The sequence below is a fragment of the Pseudomonas graminis genome (assembly GCF_004364335.1).
GTDB classification, from domain to species: domain Bacteria; phylum Pseudomonadota; class Gammaproteobacteria; order Pseudomonadales; family Pseudomonadaceae; genus Aquipseudomonas; species Aquipseudomonas graminis_D.
The window spans coordinates 374,438-392,734 of sequence record NZ_SOCR01000006.1; the positions used below are offsets into that span (position 1 = coordinate 374,438).

Annotated in this window: 15 protein-coding genes; 7 read left to right on the forward strand and 8 right to left on the reverse strand. The window is 60.9% G+C overall.

What is annotated here, in order from left to right:
* Position 1 precedes the first annotated feature (1 nt).
* Genes pilQ through EC919_RS13785 form a run of 5 tightly spaced genes read right to left on the reverse strand, consistent with a single transcriptional unit; the run spans position 2 to position 4,935 of the window.
* Positions 2–2,080 (reverse strand): type IV pilus secretin PilQ, encoded by a 2,079-nt coding sequence (gene pilQ / locus EC919_RS13765; RefSeq protein WP_133774730.1) that lies wholly within the window; start codon positions 2,078–2,080, stop codon positions 2–4.
* Between the two features lie 53 nt (positions 2,081–2,133).
* The gene (locus EC919_RS13770; protein WP_065986622.1) at positions 2,134–2,661 is read right to left on the reverse strand and encodes a pilus assembly protein PilP; all 528 of its coding nucleotides are present in this window, start codon (positions 2,659–2,661) and stop codon (positions 2,134–2,136) included.
* The gene (gene pilO / locus EC919_RS13775; RefSeq protein WP_133774732.1) at positions 2,658–3,305 is read right to left on the reverse strand and encodes a type 4a pilus biogenesis protein PilO; all 648 of its coding nucleotides are present in this window, start codon (positions 3,303–3,305) and stop codon (positions 2,658–2,660) included. Before pilO ends, EC919_RS13770 begins: the two co-directional genes overlap by 4 nt.
* Complete coding sequence (locus EC919_RS13780) at positions 3,302–3,871, reverse strand: PilN domain-containing protein (RefSeq protein ID WP_133774734.1); 570 nt, start codon at positions 3,869–3,871, stop codon at positions 3,302–3,304. The genes pilO and EC919_RS13780 overlap by 4 nt, the downstream gene beginning before the upstream one ends.
* Positions 3,871–4,935 carry a pilus assembly protein PilM gene (locus tag EC919_RS13785; RefSeq protein WP_074890782.1) on the reverse strand — a complete coding sequence of 355 codons (1,065 nt, stop codon included), beginning with the start codon at positions 4,933–4,935 and terminating at the stop codon, positions 3,871–3,873. The genes EC919_RS13780 and EC919_RS13785 overlap by 1 nt, the downstream gene beginning before the upstream one ends.
* A gap of 209 nt (positions 4,936–5,144) precedes the next feature.
* Between EC919_RS13785 and EC919_RS13790 the strand changes: the two genes are divergently transcribed.
* Entirely contained in the window at positions 5,145–7,619 is a 2,475-nt protein-coding gene (locus EC919_RS13790) for a penicillin-binding protein 1A (RefSeq protein WP_432213816.1), read from the forward strand.
* 247 nt (positions 7,620–7,866) lie between these two features.
* Here the strand turns inward: EC919_RS13790 and EC919_RS13795 are convergent, their stop codons facing one another.
* From EC919_RS13795 to rpmE, 3 genes are all read right to left on the reverse strand, one after another.
* Positions 7,867–9,135 (reverse strand): malic enzyme-like NAD(P)-binding protein, encoded by a 1,269-nt coding sequence (locus EC919_RS13795; RefSeq protein WP_133774738.1) that lies wholly within the window; start codon positions 9,133–9,135, stop codon positions 7,867–7,869.
* Positions 9,136–9,313: 178 nt separating this feature from the next.
* Positions 9,314–10,117 (reverse strand): thermonuclease family protein, encoded by an 804-nt coding sequence (locus tag EC919_RS13800; protein ID WP_133774740.1) that lies wholly within the window; start codon positions 10,115–10,117, stop codon positions 9,314–9,316.
* Positions 10,118–10,140: 23 nt separating this feature from the next.
* Positions 10,141–10,374, reverse strand: coding sequence for a 50S ribosomal protein L31 (rpmE, locus tag EC919_RS13805; protein WP_065986634.1), 234 nt, complete (start codon positions 10,372–10,374; stop codon positions 10,141–10,143).
* Between the two features lie 168 nt (positions 10,375–10,542).
* Here rpmE and EC919_RS13810 point away from each other — a divergent pair, with 168 nt between their 5' ends.
* From EC919_RS13810 to EC919_RS13835, 6 genes are all read left to right on the forward strand, one after another.
* Positions 10,543–12,762, forward strand: a complete 2,220-nt coding sequence (locus EC919_RS13810; protein ID WP_133774742.1) for a primosomal protein N' — start codon at positions 10,543–10,545, stop codon at positions 12,760–12,762.
* Between the two features lie 120 nt (positions 12,763–12,882).
* Positions 12,883–14,628, forward strand: coding sequence for an arginine--tRNA ligase (gene argS / locus EC919_RS13815; RefSeq protein ID WP_133774744.1), 1,746 nt, complete (start codon positions 12,883–12,885; stop codon positions 14,626–14,628).
* Between the two features lies 1 nt (position 14,629).
* Positions 14,630–15,319, forward strand: a complete 690-nt coding sequence (locus EC919_RS13820; protein ID WP_133774746.1) for an SPOR domain-containing protein — start codon at positions 14,630–14,632, stop codon at positions 15,317–15,319.
* 310 nt (positions 15,320–15,629) lie between these two features.
* Complete coding sequence (gene hslV / locus EC919_RS13825) at positions 15,630–16,160, forward strand: ATP-dependent protease subunit HslV (protein ID WP_065986638.1); 531 nt, start codon at positions 15,630–15,632, stop codon at positions 16,158–16,160.
* A gap of 69 nt (positions 16,161–16,229) precedes the next feature.
* Positions 16,230–17,567, forward strand: a complete 1,338-nt coding sequence (hslU, locus tag EC919_RS13830; protein WP_122533939.1) for an ATP-dependent protease ATPase subunit HslU — start codon at positions 16,230–16,232, stop codon at positions 17,565–17,567.
* Positions 17,568–17,781: 214 nt separating this feature from the next.
* Positions 17,782–18,159: a gamma-butyrobetaine hydroxylase-like domain-containing protein gene (locus EC919_RS13835; RefSeq protein WP_133774748.1), complete on the forward strand. Its 378-nt coding sequence runs from the start codon at positions 17,782–17,784 to the stop codon at positions 18,157–18,159.
* The last annotated feature ends 138 nt before the right edge of the window (positions 18,160–18,297 follow it).

Sequence of the window (18,297 nt, forward strand, 5' to 3'; positions counted from 1 at the left end):
ATCAACGACTCACAGCAATCGCCTGGTTGTTCATGATACGCGGAGTGAGAAACACCAACAGCTCGGATTTTGACTCCGAAACCACATCGCGCCGGAAAAGGCGGCCAACATACGGCACATCGCCTAAAAATGGCACCTTGTCGACGACTTTACTCTGCGTATTCGAGAACACGCCACCAATTACAATGGTCTCGCCGTCGGCCACCAGCACCTTGGCGTTGACTTCGTTTTTCTTGATCGGCGGCACACCCAGTACCGTGTTCACGTAGTCCGGCTCATCCTTCGTGACCTTGACCTCCATGATGATGCGGTTATCTGGCGTGATCTGCGGAGTCACTTCCAAAGACAGCGAGGCCTCTTTAAACGATACCGAGGTCGCGCCGCTGGAGCTGGCTTCCTGATAAGGCACTTCCGTACCTTTCAGGATTTTCGCGGTTTCCTTGTCCGAGGTAACGACCTTGGGCTGCGAGACCACTTCACCGTTGCCACTCTTCTCCATCGCCGTGAGCTCAAGATCAAGAATTGTATTGTTGGTCAGGAAGCCCAGGCCGATCGACGAGGTGGCATCGGTCACGCCCATGTCCACGTAGGGACCATTGGTCGCTGATGCACCCGTAACGGTGCCGCTACCGCCAGTAGTGAAATTGCCCTTGTTGCTCGAACCACCCCAGCGCACGCCCAGGGCCTTGTCGTAATCGACGTTGGCTTCGACGATACGCGCCTCGATCATCACCTGGCGCACCGGTATATCCAGCTGCGACACGATGCGGCGCAGCTCGTCCAGACGATCCTGGGTCTGGTAGGCAATGATGTTGTTAGTGCGCTCATCCACGGTGATCGAACCACGCTCGTCGGTCTTCGATTCAGCGCTGGTCACCGACTGGAACAGCTTGGCGATGTCGGCGGCCTTGGCGTAGTTCACTTGCAGCAACTCGCGGCGCAGTGGGGCCAACTCGGCAATCTGCTTGAGAGATTCCAGCTCCTGGCGCTCGCGCGCGGCGATCTCGTCAGCCGGACCGACCAGCAAAACGTTACCGATCTTGCGCTTGTCCAGGCCCTTGGTCTTGAGCACCAGATCCAGCGCCTGATCCCACGGCACGTTCTGCAGGCGCAGGGTGATGCCGCCTTGGACGGTGTCGCTGGCCACCAGATTGAGGTTGGTGAAATCAGCGATCAGTTGCAGCACCGAACGCACATCAATGTCCTGAAAATTCAGCGACAGCTTCTCGCCGGTGTAGACCAGTTTTTCCGAGTTGCGGCGTTCCTGATCTTCGTTGGTCAGGGGACGCACGCTGATGGTCAGCTTGTTATCAGTTTGATAGGCCGAGTAGTCGAACGCACCGGACGGTTCGATGGAAATGCTGGCCTTGTCACCCGTGGCGCTGGAATTGACGAACTGCACCGGGGTGGCGAAATCCTTCACGTCCAGACGCACGCGCAGCGGTTCAGGCAATTGCGTCTTGGCGAAGTCGACGCGGATCTTGCCGCCCTGCTCCTGAATGTCCGGGGCAATGCCGGTGTCGCTCAGCTCGATAATGACGTTGCCTTCACCCAACTCGCCACGCTGGAAGTCGACGTTTTTCACCGACCGCGGGCCAGGTGCATAGGATCGCGCAACAGGTTTTGACGATTGCGCGGCCGGCACACTCACTCGCGCCGCGCCCATGGCGGTGCTCGGCTGTGAACCCTGGGCGGCCGCAGCGCCCTGGCCCACCACCACGAACAGGTTGTTGCCGTCGACGCGCGAGCTGTAGGGCGCGAGCGTGGTGAGGTTGATGATCACCCGCGTGCGGTCCTTGGCTTCGACGACCACAACGCTGTGGGCATTGCCTGAACCCAGGTCACGGCTCTTGATCGCCAGTTGGCTGGTCACCCCCGGCAGGTCCAGCGCAATGCGCGCCGGCTGCTCGGTGGTGTAGCCGCGCGGCGCTGCCACCGGACCGTCGAAGGACAGTTTCAATTCGACTCGATCCCCCGGCAATGCGGCGACATCCAGCGTCTTGAGGTTAGCCGCCTGAACAACCGGTGAAAGCATCGCCATCCCTAGCGACAGGCCGATAATCGAAAGAATCCTGTTCATGTTCACATTCCACCACTGTGCAGATCCGAAGGTGCTTCGCTTGCTTGCCGTCTTCATGAGCGCTCCTTGAGGGAAATACTGAGCGGACGCTCAAGCCACGCCCCCTCTCCATCCGGAACGATTTCCATCACTTGCACCGCCGAGTCGGTGATCGCCGTGATCCGGCCATCATTACGTCCCAGGTAATCGCCCACTTTCACCCGATGCACGCCACCCGCCCCGCGAAGCAGTGCGAACGTGCCGGTTTCATTGCTCAACGTGCCAACCATTTCAAAGGAGTCGATGTTGAAGCCTTCGAGGAACTGCTTCACCCGCGTCGGATCAGGCTGCACCAGGTGCGAGCCCTTCGGGCGGTTGACCAGATCGATCTTGATCGGCGGCTGAAACGGACTTCGCAAACTGGCCGCCGCATAGGTAAAGGCCTCGTACGGCCGGAACTTGGGCATCGGCTCAATGGTTCCCACTGGCCGGGCGCGCACCTCGGCCATGAACTGCTTGAGATCATCAAATTCGTTCGAGCTGTCGCAACCCGCGAGCCCCATCAGCGTGACGCCGACGCACAACCACCGCATCGCCCTCATTTCGCTGGCCCTTTCGTGTCGACGTTCTGAAGACCTTTGTCGTTATAGCGGTAGGTCTTGGCAAGGATGCTCATGCGCAGCTTTCCGGGGGACTTGGCGTCCAGCGGTTTGATCTCGAAATCATGCAGCGTCACGATTCGTGGCAGGCTGGCGACGCCACTGGCGAAGGTCGCGAGGTCGTGATAACTGCCTGTCACGGTAATCTGGATCGGCAATTCAATATAAAACTGCTGAGCCTCTTCAGGGAGCAGCTTGATCTCCTCGAACTCCAGGCCGCTGCCCAGACCGGTGCGGGTAATGTCTTCCAGCAGGCCGGGGACTTCGGTGTCGCTTGGCAACTGCCGTAGCAAGGCGCCGAAGGTGTTTTCCATTTCCACCATCTGGCTCTTGTAAGCCGCAAGGTTGGCAGCCTGATAGGCCTTGGTCGCGAACTGCTCTTTCAGCGCCGTCTCTTCACCATGAGCTTGATCCAGCTGAGCCTGCATGTCCTGGATATAGAAGAAGTACCCACCGGCCAACACCAGCGCCAGCAACAGGGCGCCGGCGATGGTCTTTACCGCGGCGGGCCACGAACCCAGGTTATTGATGTCCAGGTCGTTGATGTCGATCTTTTTCAGGCTATCGAGCCAATCATTCATGTTCATGGCCGGACCCCCTCAACCGCTGGCTGCGTCTGACGCACCGTCAACTGGAAGGTGTTGGTCTGATCCACGCCGCCCGCCGCAGTGTTTGCCTTGACCTCGGTCAGGCTCGGCGACTCCAGCCAGTCAGAGGCATCAAGATTGCGCAGCAGATCCGATACCCGGTTATTGGATTCGGCAGCGCCGGAAATGCTGATCATCTGCCCGGTCATCTTGACGTCGTTGAAATAGACGCCATCGGGAAGGGTACGAGCCATTTGATCGAAGATGCGCCCGATGATCGGCCGGTTGCCCTGCAGGTCCTGAATGATCTTCATCCGCTCCAGCAACTGTTTGCGACGTGCCTTAAGCTCGCTGATCTCTTTGATGCGCGCGTCGAGCTGGACGATTTCGGTCCTGACAAATTGATTGCGGGCGTTTTGATGAGCAATGGCACTGCTTAAATATTGATCAGCCAAAAGAATGGCGCCGATGCCCAGCACCAGCACACCGGCCAGCGCCAGGATGAAGCGCTTCTTGCGCTCCTCGCGCTGCTGCTCACGCCAGGGGAGTAAGTTGATCCGTGCCATTAGTCGAAGCTCCTCAGGGCCAGACCGCAAGCGATCATCAGTGCAGGCGCATCGCTTGCAAGCGCGCCGGCGTTGACCTTGACGCTCAGCGCCATATCAGCAAAGGGATTAGCCACCAGCGTCGGCGTGCCGAGACGTTCCTGGATCAGGCGATCAAGGCCCGAGATCGAAGCCGTGCCGCCGGCCAGCATGATGTAGTCGACGCGGTTGTACTGCCCGGCCGCGAAAAAGAACTGCAGCGAACGGGACACCTGCTGCACCACGGCGTCCTTGAACGGCTGCAGGACTTCCATGACGTAGTCGTCGGGGAGCCCGCCCTGCTTTTTCGCAAGCCCGGCCTCGCTAACGGACAAACCATACCGGCGCTGAATTTCTTCGGTTAACTGGCGACCGCCAAATAATTGTTCGCGGGTATAAATGATGCGGCCGTTGTGCAGCACGCTGAGGGTAGTCATGGTCGCGCCGATATCGATGACGGCGACCGTCAACTGCTCGTGGTCCTGACCCAGTTGCGCAGACAACAGACCGAACGAGCGCTCCAGCGCGTAGGCTTCGACATCGACCACACGAGCCGTCAGCCCGGCCAGTGCCAGCGCGGCTTCGCGCACTTCGACGTTTTCCTTGCGGCAGGCGGCCAGCAACACTTCGACGCGCTCGGGATTGCGCGCTGAATAGCCCTGCACTTCGAAATCGATGGCGACTTCTTCCAGCGGATAGGGAATGTACTGATCGGCCTCGATCTTGAGCTGGTTTTCCATCTCGTCGTCGGAAAGGCCTGCATCCATCTCGATGGTCTTGGTAATAACAGCTGAACCGGCGACGGCAACCGCCGCGATTTTGACGTTACTCTTGGCTTTTACCAGCAGACGCGTCAAAGCACTGCCGACACCTTCGAGCTCCGCGATGTTCTTTTCGACCACGGCGTTGGCGGGCAGTGGCTCGACCGCATAAGACTCGACCTTGTAACGGTTGCCGGACCGACTTAGCTCCAGGAGCTTGACCGAGGTAGAGCTAATATCGATCCCTAGAAGGGTGTTGGCCTTCTTACTGAAGAGTTCGAACACAACCGATTCCCTATGCGTTTCCGTCACTTACGGATGATTTCTAGTCCAGTGCCACTGTCGGCTGACTTGACAGTAGCGCAAATAACGCTCGACGACGAAAAATGCTTATAATGCCCAGCGTTTTTTTCGTGTACCAAAGCTTCAAGGCGTGTTCATTTGTAAATGCCTGCGTCTAACTCATTCTTTTTTCTGGAAATCCAAAAGCCTTGATACGCCTGCTGAAGTTTGTCTGGTGGTCCATCGTCGCGGTCGTCTGCGGGCTGCTGCTCGGCCTGAGCGGCGCCTTTCTCTACCTGGCCCCGAACCTGCCCTCGGTCGATGCGCTGCGCAATATCCAGCTGCAGATCCCGCTGCGAGTATTCAGCAGCGACGGCAAACTGATCGCAGAGTTTGGCGAAATGCGCCGTTCTCCCATCCGTTTCGCCGACATTCCCCCCAATTTCATTCACGCCCTGTTGTCTGCCGAAGACGATAACTTCGAGAACCACTACGGCGTGGACCCGAGCAGCCTGATGCGCGCAGCCAGCCAACTGATCAAAAGCGGTCACATTCAGTCCGGCGGCTCGACCATCACCATGCAGGTCGCGAAAAACTACTTCCTGACCAGCGAGCGCAGTTTTTCGCGCAAAACCACCGAGATTCTCTTGGCCTTGCAAATCGAGCGCCAACTTACCAAGGACGAGATTCTCGAGCTGTACGTCAACAAGATCTATCTGGGTAACCGGGCTTACGGCATCGAGGCGGCAGCGCAGGTTTACTACGGCAAATCCATCCGCGACCTGAGCGTCGCGCAGATGGCAATGATCGCCGGCCTGCCCAAGGCGCCGTCACGATTCAACCCACTGGCCAACCCGGTGCGCGCAAAAGAGCGCCGCGACTGGATTCTGGGCCGCATGTTCAAGCTGGGGAAAATCGACCAGAACACTTACCAGACCGCCCTTGTCGAGCCGATCAACGCCAGTTATCACGTTCAGAGCCCTGAAGTGAACGCGCCGTATATCGCTGAAATGGCACGCGCCGAAATGGTGGGTCGTTATGGCAGCGCAGCCTACACAGAAGGCTTCCGCGTCACCACTACCGTGCCGAGCGGCTTGCAGGAAGACGCCAACAAGGCGGTGCAGGACGGCTTGATCGAATATGACCAGCGCCATGGCTATCGCGGGCCTGAGAGCCGATTCCCCGGCCAGACCCGCGAGGGCTGGGTGCAGGAACTGAGCAAACAGCGTCCGATCAGCGGTCTGGAGCCGGCCATCGTCACTCAGGTCGACAAGACCGGCATCCGCGTACTGACCCGCAATGGCGAGAACGAAGAAACCGTCGCCTGGGACAGCATGAAGTGGGCCAAGGCGTTCCTGAACACCAACAGCGTCGGCGCCAATCCCAAGCAGCCTGGCGATGTCGCTCATGTCGGCGATCTGGTGCGCCTGCAGCGTCAGCCGGACAACTCGCTCAAGTTCAGCCAGCTTCCCGTGGCGCAGAGCGCGCTGGTGTCCCTGGACCCGCAGAACGGCGCGATTCGTGCGCTGGTCGGCGGTTTTGCGTTCGAGCAGAGCAACTACAACCGAGCGATGCAGGCCAAGCGTCAGCCGGGCTCCAGCTTCAAGCCGTTCCTGTACTCGGCAGCGCTGGATAACGGCTACACCGCCGCCAGCCTGGTCAACGATGCGCCGATCGTGTTCGTCGACGAAGCCATCGACAAGGTCTGGCGCCCGAAGAACGACACGGGCACCTTCCTGGGCCCGATCCGGCTGCGCGAGGCGCTGTACAAGTCACGTAACCTGGTGTCGATCCGCCTGCTGCAAAGCCTGGGCGTCAACACCGCGATCAACTACATCACCCGCTTTGGCTTCAACAAGCAGGACCTGCCGCCGAACCTGTCCCTGGCCCTGGGCACCGCCACCCTCACGCCGATGGAAATCGTCAGCGGCTGGAGCGCGTTTGCCAACGGCGGCTATAAGGTCAGCTCGTACCTCATCCAGAAGATCGAAGACCGTGAAGGCAAAACCCTGTTCGTCGCCAACCCGCCGACAGTGCCGGCCAACGACCCGAACCCGAAGGCGGTCAGTGAAGCGGCCATCAGCAGCGCATCGACCTATGCAGCGCCAGAAGCCCCGCCGCTGACTGCCAACGTCGTGCCGAATGCGCTGGATGCATCCGGCGCGGCGCCAGCACCTGTGGTGGCGGAACGGATTGTTGACGGTCGCACGGTTTACATCCTCAACAGCATGCTGCAGGACGTGATCAAACGCGGCACCGGTCGCCGCGCCCTGGCGATGAACCGCCCGGACATCGCGGGCAAAACGGGGACCACCAACGACTCGAAGGACGCATGGTTCACCGGCTATAACGCCGATTACGTGACGACGGTCTGGACCGGTTTCGATCAGCCTGAAAGCCTGGGTCGCCACGAGTTTGGCGGCACAGTCGCGCTGCCGATCTGGATGAAGTACATGAGTGCTGCGCTGAAGGACAAACCGCCGCACGTTCAGGCGGAACCTGAGGGCATCCTCAGCCTGCGCATCGACCCGGTCAGCGGCCGCTCCGCCACGCCGAGCACGCCGGGTGCGTTCTTCGAGCTGTTCAAAAGCGAAGACACGCCGCCTAGCGTGAACGAACTCGGCGGCAGCCCTCCTCCAGGCAGCCCGCTGCCGGCGGATGAATCAGCGCCGATCGATTTGTTCTGATGAAGGCGTAAAGCCTGCCCTCGGCAACTTCTCTGATTTCAGGGGACGCGCCGTCTGTAGGCGCCGGCTTGCTGGCGAACCCGGTAAATCAGCGATAAAGGGTGTCGACTGACAAGGCCGGTTCGCCAGCAAGCCGGCGCCTACGGTCATTCAAGGCAAGGTCTAAGCACCCCGCCAAGCTGCAAAGCAAGCACCCACAAAAAAGCCCTGCATCTCTGCAGGGCTTTTTTTTTGCAGCGTTCAGCTATCAGCCGTTAAACACTTCATCCACGCTTTTCAGCGGGTAGTGCTTGGGATACGGCAGGGTCGCGACACCGCTTTCGATGGCGGCTTTCGCCACGGCATCGGAAACGACAGTCAGCAGGCGCACGTCCAGTGGTTTCGGGATGATGTACTCACGACCGAATTCCAGGGCGATGCCGCCGTAGGCGTCGCAGACTTCCTGAGGTACCGGCAGCTTGGCCAGTTCGCGCAGGGCGTTGGCCGCGGCGATCTTCATCTCTTCGTTGATACGCTTGGCGCGAACGTCCAGTGCACCACGGAAGATGAACGGGAAGCCGAGCACATTGTTGACCTGGTTCGGGTAGTCCGAACGGCCGGTCGCCATGATCACGTCGTTGCGGGTGGCGTGAGCCAGTTCTGGCGAGATCTCCGGATCCGGGTTCGAGCAGGCGAACACGATCGGGTTGGCCGCCATCGATTTCAGGCCTTCGGCGCTCAGCAGGTTCGGACCGGACAGACCGACGAACACGTCAGCGCCTTCCAGAGCATCGGCCAGCGTGCGCTTATCGGTGGAGTGAGCGAACTGGGCCTTGTACTGGTTCAGATCGGTACGCCCGTCGTGAACCACGCCGTTACGGTCGATCATGAAGATGTTGTCGATCTTCGCGCCCATGCTCACCAGCAACTTCATGCAGGAGATGGCCGCAGCGCCAGCGCCCAGGCAGACGATCTTCGCCGCTTCCAGGGTTTTGCCTGCGATTTCCAATGCGTTGATCATGCCGGCAGCGGTAACGATCGCGGTGCCGTGCTGGTCATCGTGGAAAACAGGAATATCGCACTGCTCGATCAGCGCCTTTTCGATCTCAAAGCACTCAGGCGCCTTGATGTCTTCCAGGTTGATGCCGCCGAAGGTGATGGAGATGCGTCGCACGGTGTCGATGAAGGCCTGCGGGCTTTCCGAATCGACTTCGATATCGAACACGTCGATACCGGCAAAGCGCTTGAACAGCACGCCCTTGCCTTCCATCACCGGCTTGGACGCGAGAGGCCCGAGGTTACCCAGCCCCAGGATCGCGGTGCCATCAGAGATGACCGCTACCAGGTTGCCTTTGCCGGTGTACTTGTAGGCAAGCTCCGGATCGCGACCGATTTCGCGGACCGGCTCAGCCACACCCGGGCTGTAGGCCAGCGACAGATCGCGAGCGGTTGCAGTGGCTTTGGTGATCTCGACACTGAGTTTCCCTGGACGGGGATGAGCGTGATATTCGAGAGCGGCAGTTTTCAAATCTGACATGGGGGCATTCCGCTTTTTTGCTGTTGGACAGACGGACCGCCGAGCATACGCAAGTCATAAAGTCCTAACAAGACTGGCGGGTCACCTGTGTCAAGAGGCCGCATCTACGACTTTCAGCGTAGAGCCACAGGACACAAGGCCTCCAGCGGCGACAATCTGGAAAAATAATGTCTACAATTTATTTGTTAACTGTATCCAACATCGCTGGATGAGTGATCGGCATCATCCAGCGTGGCTGACCTGGTTTAAGACCGCCCCGACGCGAACGATCAACCACCCAGCCACGGGCTTCGATTCGCTGACCTTTCAATCGCTGCAGCGCGGCAGCGTCGAACTGGCCGAGCAGCCCGGGGGCAATGCGCAGCACTAGCGCATCGCCGAATTCGATCCACAGGCCGCCGCCATTGCGCTGCACGCGGGTCACGCGCCCGCTGACCAGCGCGAACCCGCCGGTGTTGATCTGCTCCGCCGGCTGAACCGGCGAGTTGCGCCACAGGCCCAGGCCAGCCTGGCGAGCTGACTTCTCTGCGGCCTGCTGGCAGCTGACCAGCGCAACGTTCGGAGAGACTGCGACGAGATAGCCAAGGCCTTCCGCCAGCAGTTGAGCCTCAAGGTTGGCGCCATCGCGGCCATACACGTTGGCGAGGATGCGCCCGTAGTGATCGGCCGGCTCTTCACCAACGCGCAGCATGACCTGCCCGTCGCTGGCCTCCACCAACGCCTGCAAACGACGTTTGGCCGCTTCGGCAAACGGCTGGGCGGACCGACCCTTTTTGCCGGTTTCGGGCGTATTCAGGCCAATCATGCGAACGCTGCGACCATCGCTCAGGCGCACCGTGTCGCCATCGACCACTCGCTGTACCTGGGCCACAGGCAGCGAGGGCGGCGCCGGGCACAAGGCCTGGGCCGCCGAAAGCCAAATCGCGGACATAAAAAAGGCGCCCGCGAGGGACGCCTTTTTAAGCAGCCTGGAGAAACGCATCGGCGACTCCAGAACGGCCAACCTTACTCTGCAGCAGCAGGAGCTTTGGTAGGACCGAACGCACCGAAACGCGACTTGAACTTGTCGACACGACCGCCGACGTCCAGAGTTTTTTGCTTGCCGGTGTAGAACGGGTGGCACTCGTTGCACACGTCCAGGCTCAGAGGCTTGGCCAATGTGGAACGGGTTTTGATGACATTGCCGCAGCTGCAGGTTGCGTCAATGGCTTCGTAAACTGGATGGATATCAGCTTTCATGGGTATTTCCTCAGGCTATCGTGCCGCCACCCAACACTATTGTTGAATACCGCACGGAATTAGGCCGAGCATATTAACAGACAACGCCAATCACGCAAGGGAACGTTCACGCCGGTCGTCTGCTAAGATCGCGCCCTTCGTCATACTCCGTAACAGGATATCCCCCGCGTGCCCGACGCCATCTTGCGCCTCGCCCTGCCCTCGCCGCTGCGCCGCCTGTTCGACTACCTTGCCCCCGCAGGTGTGGCCCGCAGTGCCTTGCAGCCGGGGATGCGCCTGCGCGTGCCGTTCGGCCGTCGGGAAATGATCGGTGTGTTGGTGGAAGTCGTCGATCACAGCGACGTGCCAGCCGACAAGCTCAAGCCGGCCATTGCCGTACTGGACGCCGAAGCGCCGCTGCCGCCTGCGTTGTTCAAACTGTGTCTGTGGACTGCCCAGTATTACCAGCACAGCCTCGGTGACACGCTCAGTTGGGCGTTGCCGGTATTGCTGCGCCAGGGGGAACCTGCGGAAGCGCGGCAAGAGCGGTTCTGGCACGCGGCGCCAGAGGCCAGCGTCGATGACCCGCGCATCGCCCGGGCGCCCAAACAAAAGGAAGCGCTGCGCACCCTGGCCCAGCATCCCCACGGTGTGGCTCATCAACTGCTGAGCAAGCTGATGCTCAACCGGGACAGCCTGAATCTGCTGCTCGCCAAGGGACTGGTGACCGTCGAAGTGCGCGGTCACGGGCCGGTCGAACGGCATGAGCACTGGCTGGCGCAGCCGGAACTGCCGCTCAACACCGAACAACGGGCCGCCTATGAGGCCATCCGTTCGGGTTTTGGCAGTTTTCACGCGTCACTGCTGGCGGGCGTCACCGGCAGCGGCAAGACCGAGGTGTACCTGCAGCTCATCCGCGAGACGCTGGAAGCGGGCAAGCAGGCGCTGGTGCTGATTCCGGAGATCAACCTCGGCCCGCAGACCCTTGCGCGCTTCGAGCAGCGTTTCAACGCGCGCATCGCGCTGCTGCATTCGGCGGTCAACGACCGCGATCGGCTGGACGCCTGGCTGGCGGCACGCGATGGCGAAGCCGACATCATCATCGGCACGCGCTCGGCGCTGTTCACCCCGATGAAAAACCCGGGGCTGATCATCATCGACGAGGAGCACGACGGCTCCTATAAACAGCAGGAAGGCCTGCGCTATCACGCCCGGGATCTGGCGCTGGTGAGGGCGCATCAGGAGGACATCCCGATCGTGCTCGGCTCGGCGACGCCTTCGCTGGAGAGCCTGCACAACGCCCACACCGGTCGGTACGCGCTCCTGCGTCTGAATCAGCGCGCGGGCGGTGCGCAACAACCTCGCTTCCTGCGGCTGGATGTAAAAAGCCGCCCCCTCGACAGCGGCATTTCAGGCCCCATGCAGCAAGCCATTGGCCAGACCCTGGCCGCGGGCCAGCAAGTGTTGGTGTTCCTCAACCGACGTGGATTTGCCCCAACGCTGCTGTGTCACGACTGTGGCTGGCTGTCGGAATGCCCTCGCTGTGACGCGCGCATGACCGTTCACCAGCGGTCGGGCGAGCTGCGTTGCCACCATTGCGGCCATGTCGAGCGCGTCCCACGCAATTGCCCGGCATGCGGCAAGGTTGATCTGCGCCCGGTGGGTGCAGGGACCGAGCGTGCCGAGGAGCGGCTGGCGATTCTGTTTCCCGACTACCCGGTCCTGCGCGTCGATCGCGACAGTACCTCGCGCAAGGACGCGATGAATCAGCTGTTCGCGACCATCCAGAAAGGCCAGCCGTGCATTCTGGTGGGCACACAGATGCTCGCCAAAGGGCATCACTTTCCTCGCGTGACGCTGGTGTCGATTCTCGACGCCGATGGCGGGTTGTTCTCCGGTGACTTCCGCGCCAGCGAGCGCATGGCGCAATTGATTGTGCAGGTCGCAGGCAGAGCCGGGCGTGCCGAAGAGCCGGGCAAGGTGATCATTCAGACTCACCTGGCGGACCATCCTTTGCTGATCCAACTCACCGAGCAGGGCTACTTCGCCTTTGCCGAGCAGGCGCTGAGTGAACGTCGCGCCGCCGGGCTGCCGCCGTTTTCACACTTGGCGTTGTTGCGCGCCGAAGCGCACAAGCCGGGTCAGGCCGAGGGGTTTCTCGACGAAGCCTGCACCGAAGCCGAGCGATTGCTGAAGGACATGGCACTGGGCGGCATCGAGCTGTTGGGCCCGGTTCCAGCACCGATGGAACGACGCGCCGGACGCTACCGCGCTCAGTTACTGGTCCAGGCCAACGCCCGCGCACCCCTGCACAAGCTGCTCGCCACCTGGCTGCTGGCACTGGAAAACATGCCGAGCGGGCGCCAGGTCAGATGGTCGCTGGACGTGGACCCGGTGGACCTTTATTGATTCTCATCGGTTGACCGCGCATCCAGCGCGGTTGGCAAGGTGGCTCCGGCCACGGATAATGCCCAGTTTTTCCACCCGCGCATCCAGGCGCGGCCGCGCTTGCGGTCGAAAGAGAGCACCATGAAAGACACCATTCGCCAGCTGATTCAACAAGCTCTGAGCCAACTCGTCACCGATGGCGTCTTGCCAGAAGGGCTGACGCCGGCGATTCAGGTGGAGAACGCCAAGGACAAGAAAAACGGCGACTTCGCCAGCAATATCGCCATGATGCTGGCCAAGCCCGCCGGTCTGAAACCGCGCGATCTGGCCGAGAAAATCGTCGCCGCGTTGCCCGCTGACGAGCAGATCACCCAGGTCGACATCGCCGGCCCCGGCTTCCTCAATTTCTTCCAGAATACCCAGGCTCTGGCTTCGCGCCTTGACGAAGCCCTCGCCGACGCGACCCTGTCCGTGCGCAAGAACGGCCCCGCTCAACGGGTTGTGGTCGACCTGTCCGCACCGAATCTGGCCAAAGAGATGCACGTCGGTCATTTGCGTTCGACCATCATTGGCGACGGCGTGGCCAGCGTCCTCGAGTTCCTGGGCGACACCGTGATTCGCCAGAACCACGTCGGTGACTGGGGCACTCAGTTCGGCATGCTGCTGGCCTATCTGCAGGAAACCCCGGCGACCAGCGACGAGCTGGCTGACCTCGAAAACTTCTACCGCGCCGCCAAGGGCCGTTTCGACGAGTCCGAAGAGTTCGCCGAGCGCGCACGTGGGCTGGTGGTCAAGCTGCAAGCGGGCGACGCCGAGTGTCTGAGCCTGTGGACGCGCTTTAAAGACATCTCCCTGTCTCACTGCCAGGAAGTGTACGAACGCCTGAACGTCAAACTCACGCCGAAGGACGTCATGGGCGAAAGCGCCTACAACGACGACCTCGCCAATGTTGTCGCCGACCTGAAAAAAGCCGGCCTGTTGGTCGAGAGCAACGGCGCGCAGTGCGTGTTCCTTGAAGAATTCAAAACCGCTGAAGGCACGCCCCTGCCGGTGATCGTGCAAAAGGCCGGTGGCGGTTATCTGTATGCCACCACCGACCTCGCCGCCATTCGCTACCGCAGCAACGTACTGAAAGCCGACCGCTCGCTGTATTTCGTCGATCAGCGTCAGGCCCTGCACTTCCAGCAGGTCTTCGAAGTGGCGCGCCGCGCAGGCTTCGTCACCAACGGCATGCAGATGGAGCACATGGGCTTCGGCACCATGAATGGCGCCGATGGCCGTCCGTTCAAGACCCGCGATGGCGGCACGGTCAAGCTGGTCGACCTGCTCGACGAAGCCGAAGAGCGCGCCTACACACTGGTCAAAGAGAAAAACCCGGACGTCGCCGAAGACGAGTTGCGCTCGATCGCCAAGGTCGTGGGCATCAGCGCCGTGAAATACGCGGACCTGTCCAAGCATCGCGCCAGCGATTACAGCTTCAACTTCGATCAGATGCTCAGTTTCGAAGGCAACACTGCACCTTATCTGCTGTACGCCTATACCCGTGTGGCCGGCGTGTTCCGCAAGCTCGAAGAAAAGGGCGAAACCTTCGACGCGAACGAGGGCCGGATCATGCTTGACGCACCCCAGGAGCAAGACCTGGCCGCGCGTCTGGCGCAGTTTGGCGAGACCGTCAACACCGTCGCCGACAAGGGCACGCCCCATGTGCTCTGCGCCTATGTGTACGACCTCGCCGGCCTGTTCTCCAGTTTCTACGAGAACTGCCCGATCCTCGCGGCAGAAAACCCTGAACAACAACAAAGCCGTCTGCGCCTCGCCGCCCTGACCGGTCGCACCCTCAAGCAAGGCCTGCAGTTGCTGGGTCTGGACACACTGGAGCGTATGTAAGTTGGCCGTTAAAAAGAAACCTGCTCCCAAGCGCGGCGCCAGCCGGTATCAGGCTCCCGCAAAGACGCCGATTCCGGGCTGGGTGTGGATGGCGATCGGCCTGACCGTCGGCGCGTTCGTTGTTTTCCTGATGAAGCTAGAACCCGGCAGTGGCGACGACATCAAGCGCGTGAAGGCCGACGCCAAGGCCGCGAAGATTGCCGAAGCGAACAAGACGCCGCCAAGCCCGACCGCACCGGTGAAGCCGAAGTACGACTTCTACACGCTGTTGCCTGAGTCGGAAGTCATCGTGCCCAACGAAGCGGTGCCGGAGAAGACGCCTCCGGTCGTTGCCCCAAGCACGCCGGTTACGCCTGAAGTGGCCGCGAAGATCGACACTGCTCGCGCCCAGGCGGCACTCAGCGGCCTGACGCCACCGCCAGCGCCTCCGGTAACCAAGCCGGCGGCGGTGACGACGTTCTTCCTGCAAGCGGGCTCGTTCCGCAAACAGGCCGACGCCGAGAAAGTGCGCGCGCAGATCATTCTGCTGGGGCAAACGTCGACGGTGGAGTCGGGCACGGTGAAGGACGAAACCTGGTATCGCGTACTGGTAGGCCCGTTCAGCAACCGCGAACAGCTGACAACGGCGCAGAAGCAACTGGCGGGCGGTGGCTTCAGCAACCTGCTGCTGCAACAGCGCCAGGCTCGCTAGGGCACCGCAACCCAATGCTGATCGGCATCCGCACAGCCAACTGATCGTTCCCGCTTCACGCGGGTACGATCAACTGTAGGAGCGCGCTTGCCCGCGAATGCGGTGGATCAGCAACCGATCCATTGCCTGACACACCGCCATCGCGGGCAAGCCCGCTCCTACAAGGGGCGAGACAACCGCAACTTCAGGGAAGATACCCACCAAAGTCACCATTCATCTCTCAACCCGCTCAACGGTTGAAAAACCCGCCCCCACCCCCATATGAGTTTCCATCAGGGCATTTTCGCCCCGCAGCGTGGAGACTCTCCCCTTGACCACCATCGTTTCAGTGCGCCGCCAAGGCAAAGTCGTCATGGCCGGTGACGGCCAGGTTTCCCTGGGCAATACCGTCATGAAAGGCAACGCCAAGAAAGTCCGGCGCCTTTACCACGGCCAGGTCATCGCCGGCTTCGCAGGCGCCACCGCTGACGCCTTCACCCTGTTCGAGCGCTTCGAAGCCCAGCTGGAAAAACACCAGGGTCACCTCATTCGCGCCGCCGTAGAGCTGGCAAAAGAATGGCGTACCGACCGCTCTTTGAGCCGCCTTGAAGCCATGCTGGCCGTTGCCAACAAAGACGCTTCGCTGATCATTACCGGTAACGGCGACGTCGTTGAGCCTGAAGACGGCCTCATCGCCATGGGTTCCGGCGGCGCCTTTGCCCAGGCTGCGGCCCGCGCACTGCTGCTGAAGACCGAACTCTCTGCCCGTGAAATCGCCGAAACCGCCCTGCACATCGCCGGCGACATCTGCGTCTTCACCAACCACAACATCACCATTGAGGAGCAGGACCTCGCCGAGTAAGCCTCGGGCGCTGGCCGCCGTTCATCGCGGCCTGCCCGACCTGCATTCTGCCGAGGACCGTTGAAAACCATGTCCATGACTCCCCGTGAAATCGTCCACGAACTCAATCGCCATATCATCGGCCAGGACGATGCCAAACGCGCCGTCGCTATCGCGCTGCGTAACCGCTGGCGCCGGATGCAGCTGCCTGAAGAGCTGCGCGTCGAAGTCACCCCCAAGAACATTCTGATGATCGGCCCGACCGGCGTCGGCAAGACCGAAATCGCCCGTCGTCTGGCCAAGCTCGCCAACGCGCCGTTCATCAAGGTTGAAGCGACCAAGTTCACCGAAGTCGGCTATGTGGGCCGCGACGTCGAGTCGATTATCCGTGATCTGGCCGACGCGGCAATGAAGCTGCTGCGCGAACAGGAAATCACCAAGGTTCGCCACCGCGCCGAAGACGCCGCCGAAGACCGCATTCTCGACGCCCTGCTGCCACCGGCACGGGCGGGCTTCAACGAAGACGCGACGTCGGGCAGCGATTCCAACACCCGTCAGCTGTTCCGCAAGCGCCTGCGCGAAGGTCAGCTGGACGACAAGGAAATCGAGATCGAAGTCGCTGAAATGGGCGGCGTCGATATTTCCGCGCCGCCGGGCATGGAAGAGATGACCAACCAGCTGCAGAGCCTGTTTGCCAACATGGGCAAGGGCAAGAAGAAGAGCCGCAAGCTGAAAGTCAAAGACGCGCTGAAGATGGTTCGCGATGAAGAAGCGGGCCGTCTGGTGAACGACGAAGAACTGAAAGCCAAGGCGCTGGAAGCGGTTGAGCAGCACGGCATCGTGTTCATCGACGAGATCGATAAAGTGGCCAAGCGCGGTAACGTTGGCGGCGCCGATGTGTCCCGCGAAGGCGTGCAGCGCGACCTGCTGCCACTGATCGAAGGCTGCACGGTTAACACCAAGCTGGGCATGGTCAAGACCGATCACATTCTGTTCATCGCGTCAGGTGCGTTCCACTTGAGCAAGCCGAGCGATCTGGTGCCGGAGCTGCAGGGTCGTCTGCCGATTCGCGTCGAGCTGAAAGCGCTGAGCCCGCAGGATTTCGAACGCATCCTGACCGAGCCCCATGCGTCGCTGACCGAGCAATACCGCGAGCTGTTGAAGACCGAAGGCCTGAACATCGCGTTTCTGCCGGACGGCATCAAGCGTCTGGCCGAGATCGCCTGGCAGGTCAACGAGAAGACCGAGAACATCGGTGCGCGTCGCCTGCACACGCTGCTTGAGCGGTTGCTGGAAGAGGTGTCTTTCAGTGCCGGTGACCTGGCGGGTGCGCAGGACGGCGGGACGATTCAGATCGACGCTGAATACGTGAACAGTCACCTGGGTGAGCTGGCGGAAGACGAAGATCTGTCGCGTTATATCCTCTAACGCGCTGCACCACGATTTGTAGGAGCCGGCTTGCTGGCGAAGGCAACCTGTCAGGCGATCATCTGCGTCTGATACACCGCATTCGCCAGCAATCCGGCTCCTACAGGTCTTTCGGCGTATGGATATCCGTTGCGGCGACAGGCTGTCTGCCTTGCTGCAACATCGCGGCTCGCTACAGACCTTCCTGCAACCACCGGTCCAAGGCCTTACCCCAATGTCGAGAATCCCCACTGCTGTCCAGCTGCACAAAGCGTCCAAAGTCCTGAGCCTGAAATACGGCGCGGATGAGGAATACCGCCTGCCGGCGGAATTTCTGCGGGTGCACTCGCCTTCGGCGGAGGTGCAGGGCCATGGCAATCCGATTCTGCAATTCGGCAAGCTGGGCGTCGGGCTCACCAAGGTGGAGCCCGCCGGCCAGTACGCGTTGAAGCTGACCTTCGACGACGGTCATGACAGCGGGTTATTTACCTGGGAATACCTGGAGCAACTGGCGCAACGCCAGGCGCAACTGTGGGATGAGTATCTGGCCGAGCTCAAGGCCGCCGGCAAATCCCGCGACCCTTCCGAGCAGGTCATCAAGCTGATGCTCTGATACCCACGGATGCCCCCGACCGCCACTTCCAATCCGTAGGAGCCGGCTTTCTGGCGAACCGGTATACCTGACGAAGCGAAGCTGACTGACAAAGCGCATTCGCCAGCAAGCCGGCTCCTACATATTTGCGCACCGCCA

What these genes read in the sequence shown, in the direction of transcription:
- pilQ (WP_133774730.1), bottom strand. Translation starts at nt 2,080, where the DNA reads ATGAACAGGATTCTTTCGATTATCGGCCTGTCGCTAGGGATGGCGATG.
- EC919_RS13770 (WP_065986622.1), bottom strand. Translation starts at nt 2,661, where the DNA reads ATGAGGGCGATGCGGTGGTTGTGCGTCGGCGTCACGCTGATGGGGCTC.
- EC919_RS13780 (WP_133774734.1), bottom strand. Translation starts at nt 3,871, where the DNA reads ATGGCACGGATCAACTTACTCCCCTGGCGTGAGCAGCAGCGCGAGGAG.
- rpmE (WP_065986634.1), bottom strand. Translation starts at nt 10,374, where the DNA reads ATGAAAGCTGATATCCATCCAGTTTACGAAGCCATTGACGCAACCTGC.
- EC919_RS13800 (WP_133774740.1), bottom strand. Translation starts at nt 10,117, where the DNA reads ATGCGTTTCTCCAGGCTGCTTAAAAAGGCGTCCCTCGCGGGCGCCTTT.
- argS (WP_133774744.1), top strand. Translation starts at nt 12,883, where the DNA reads ATGAAAGACACCATTCGCCAGCTGATTCAACAAGCTCTGAGCCAACTC.
- pilO (WP_133774732.1), bottom strand. Translation starts at nt 3,305, where the DNA reads ATGAACATGAATGATTGGCTCGATAGCCTGAAAAAGATCGACATCAAC.
- hslU (WP_122533939.1), top strand. Translation starts at nt 16,230, where the DNA reads ATGTCCATGACTCCCCGTGAAATCGTCCACGAACTCAATCGCCATATC.
- EC919_RS13835 (WP_133774748.1), top strand. Translation starts at nt 17,782, where the DNA reads ATGTCGAGAATCCCCACTGCTGTCCAGCTGCACAAAGCGTCCAAAGTC.
- EC919_RS13795 (WP_133774738.1), bottom strand. Translation starts at nt 9,135, where the DNA reads ATGTCAGATTTGAAAACTGCCGCTCTCGAATATCACGCTCATCCCCGT.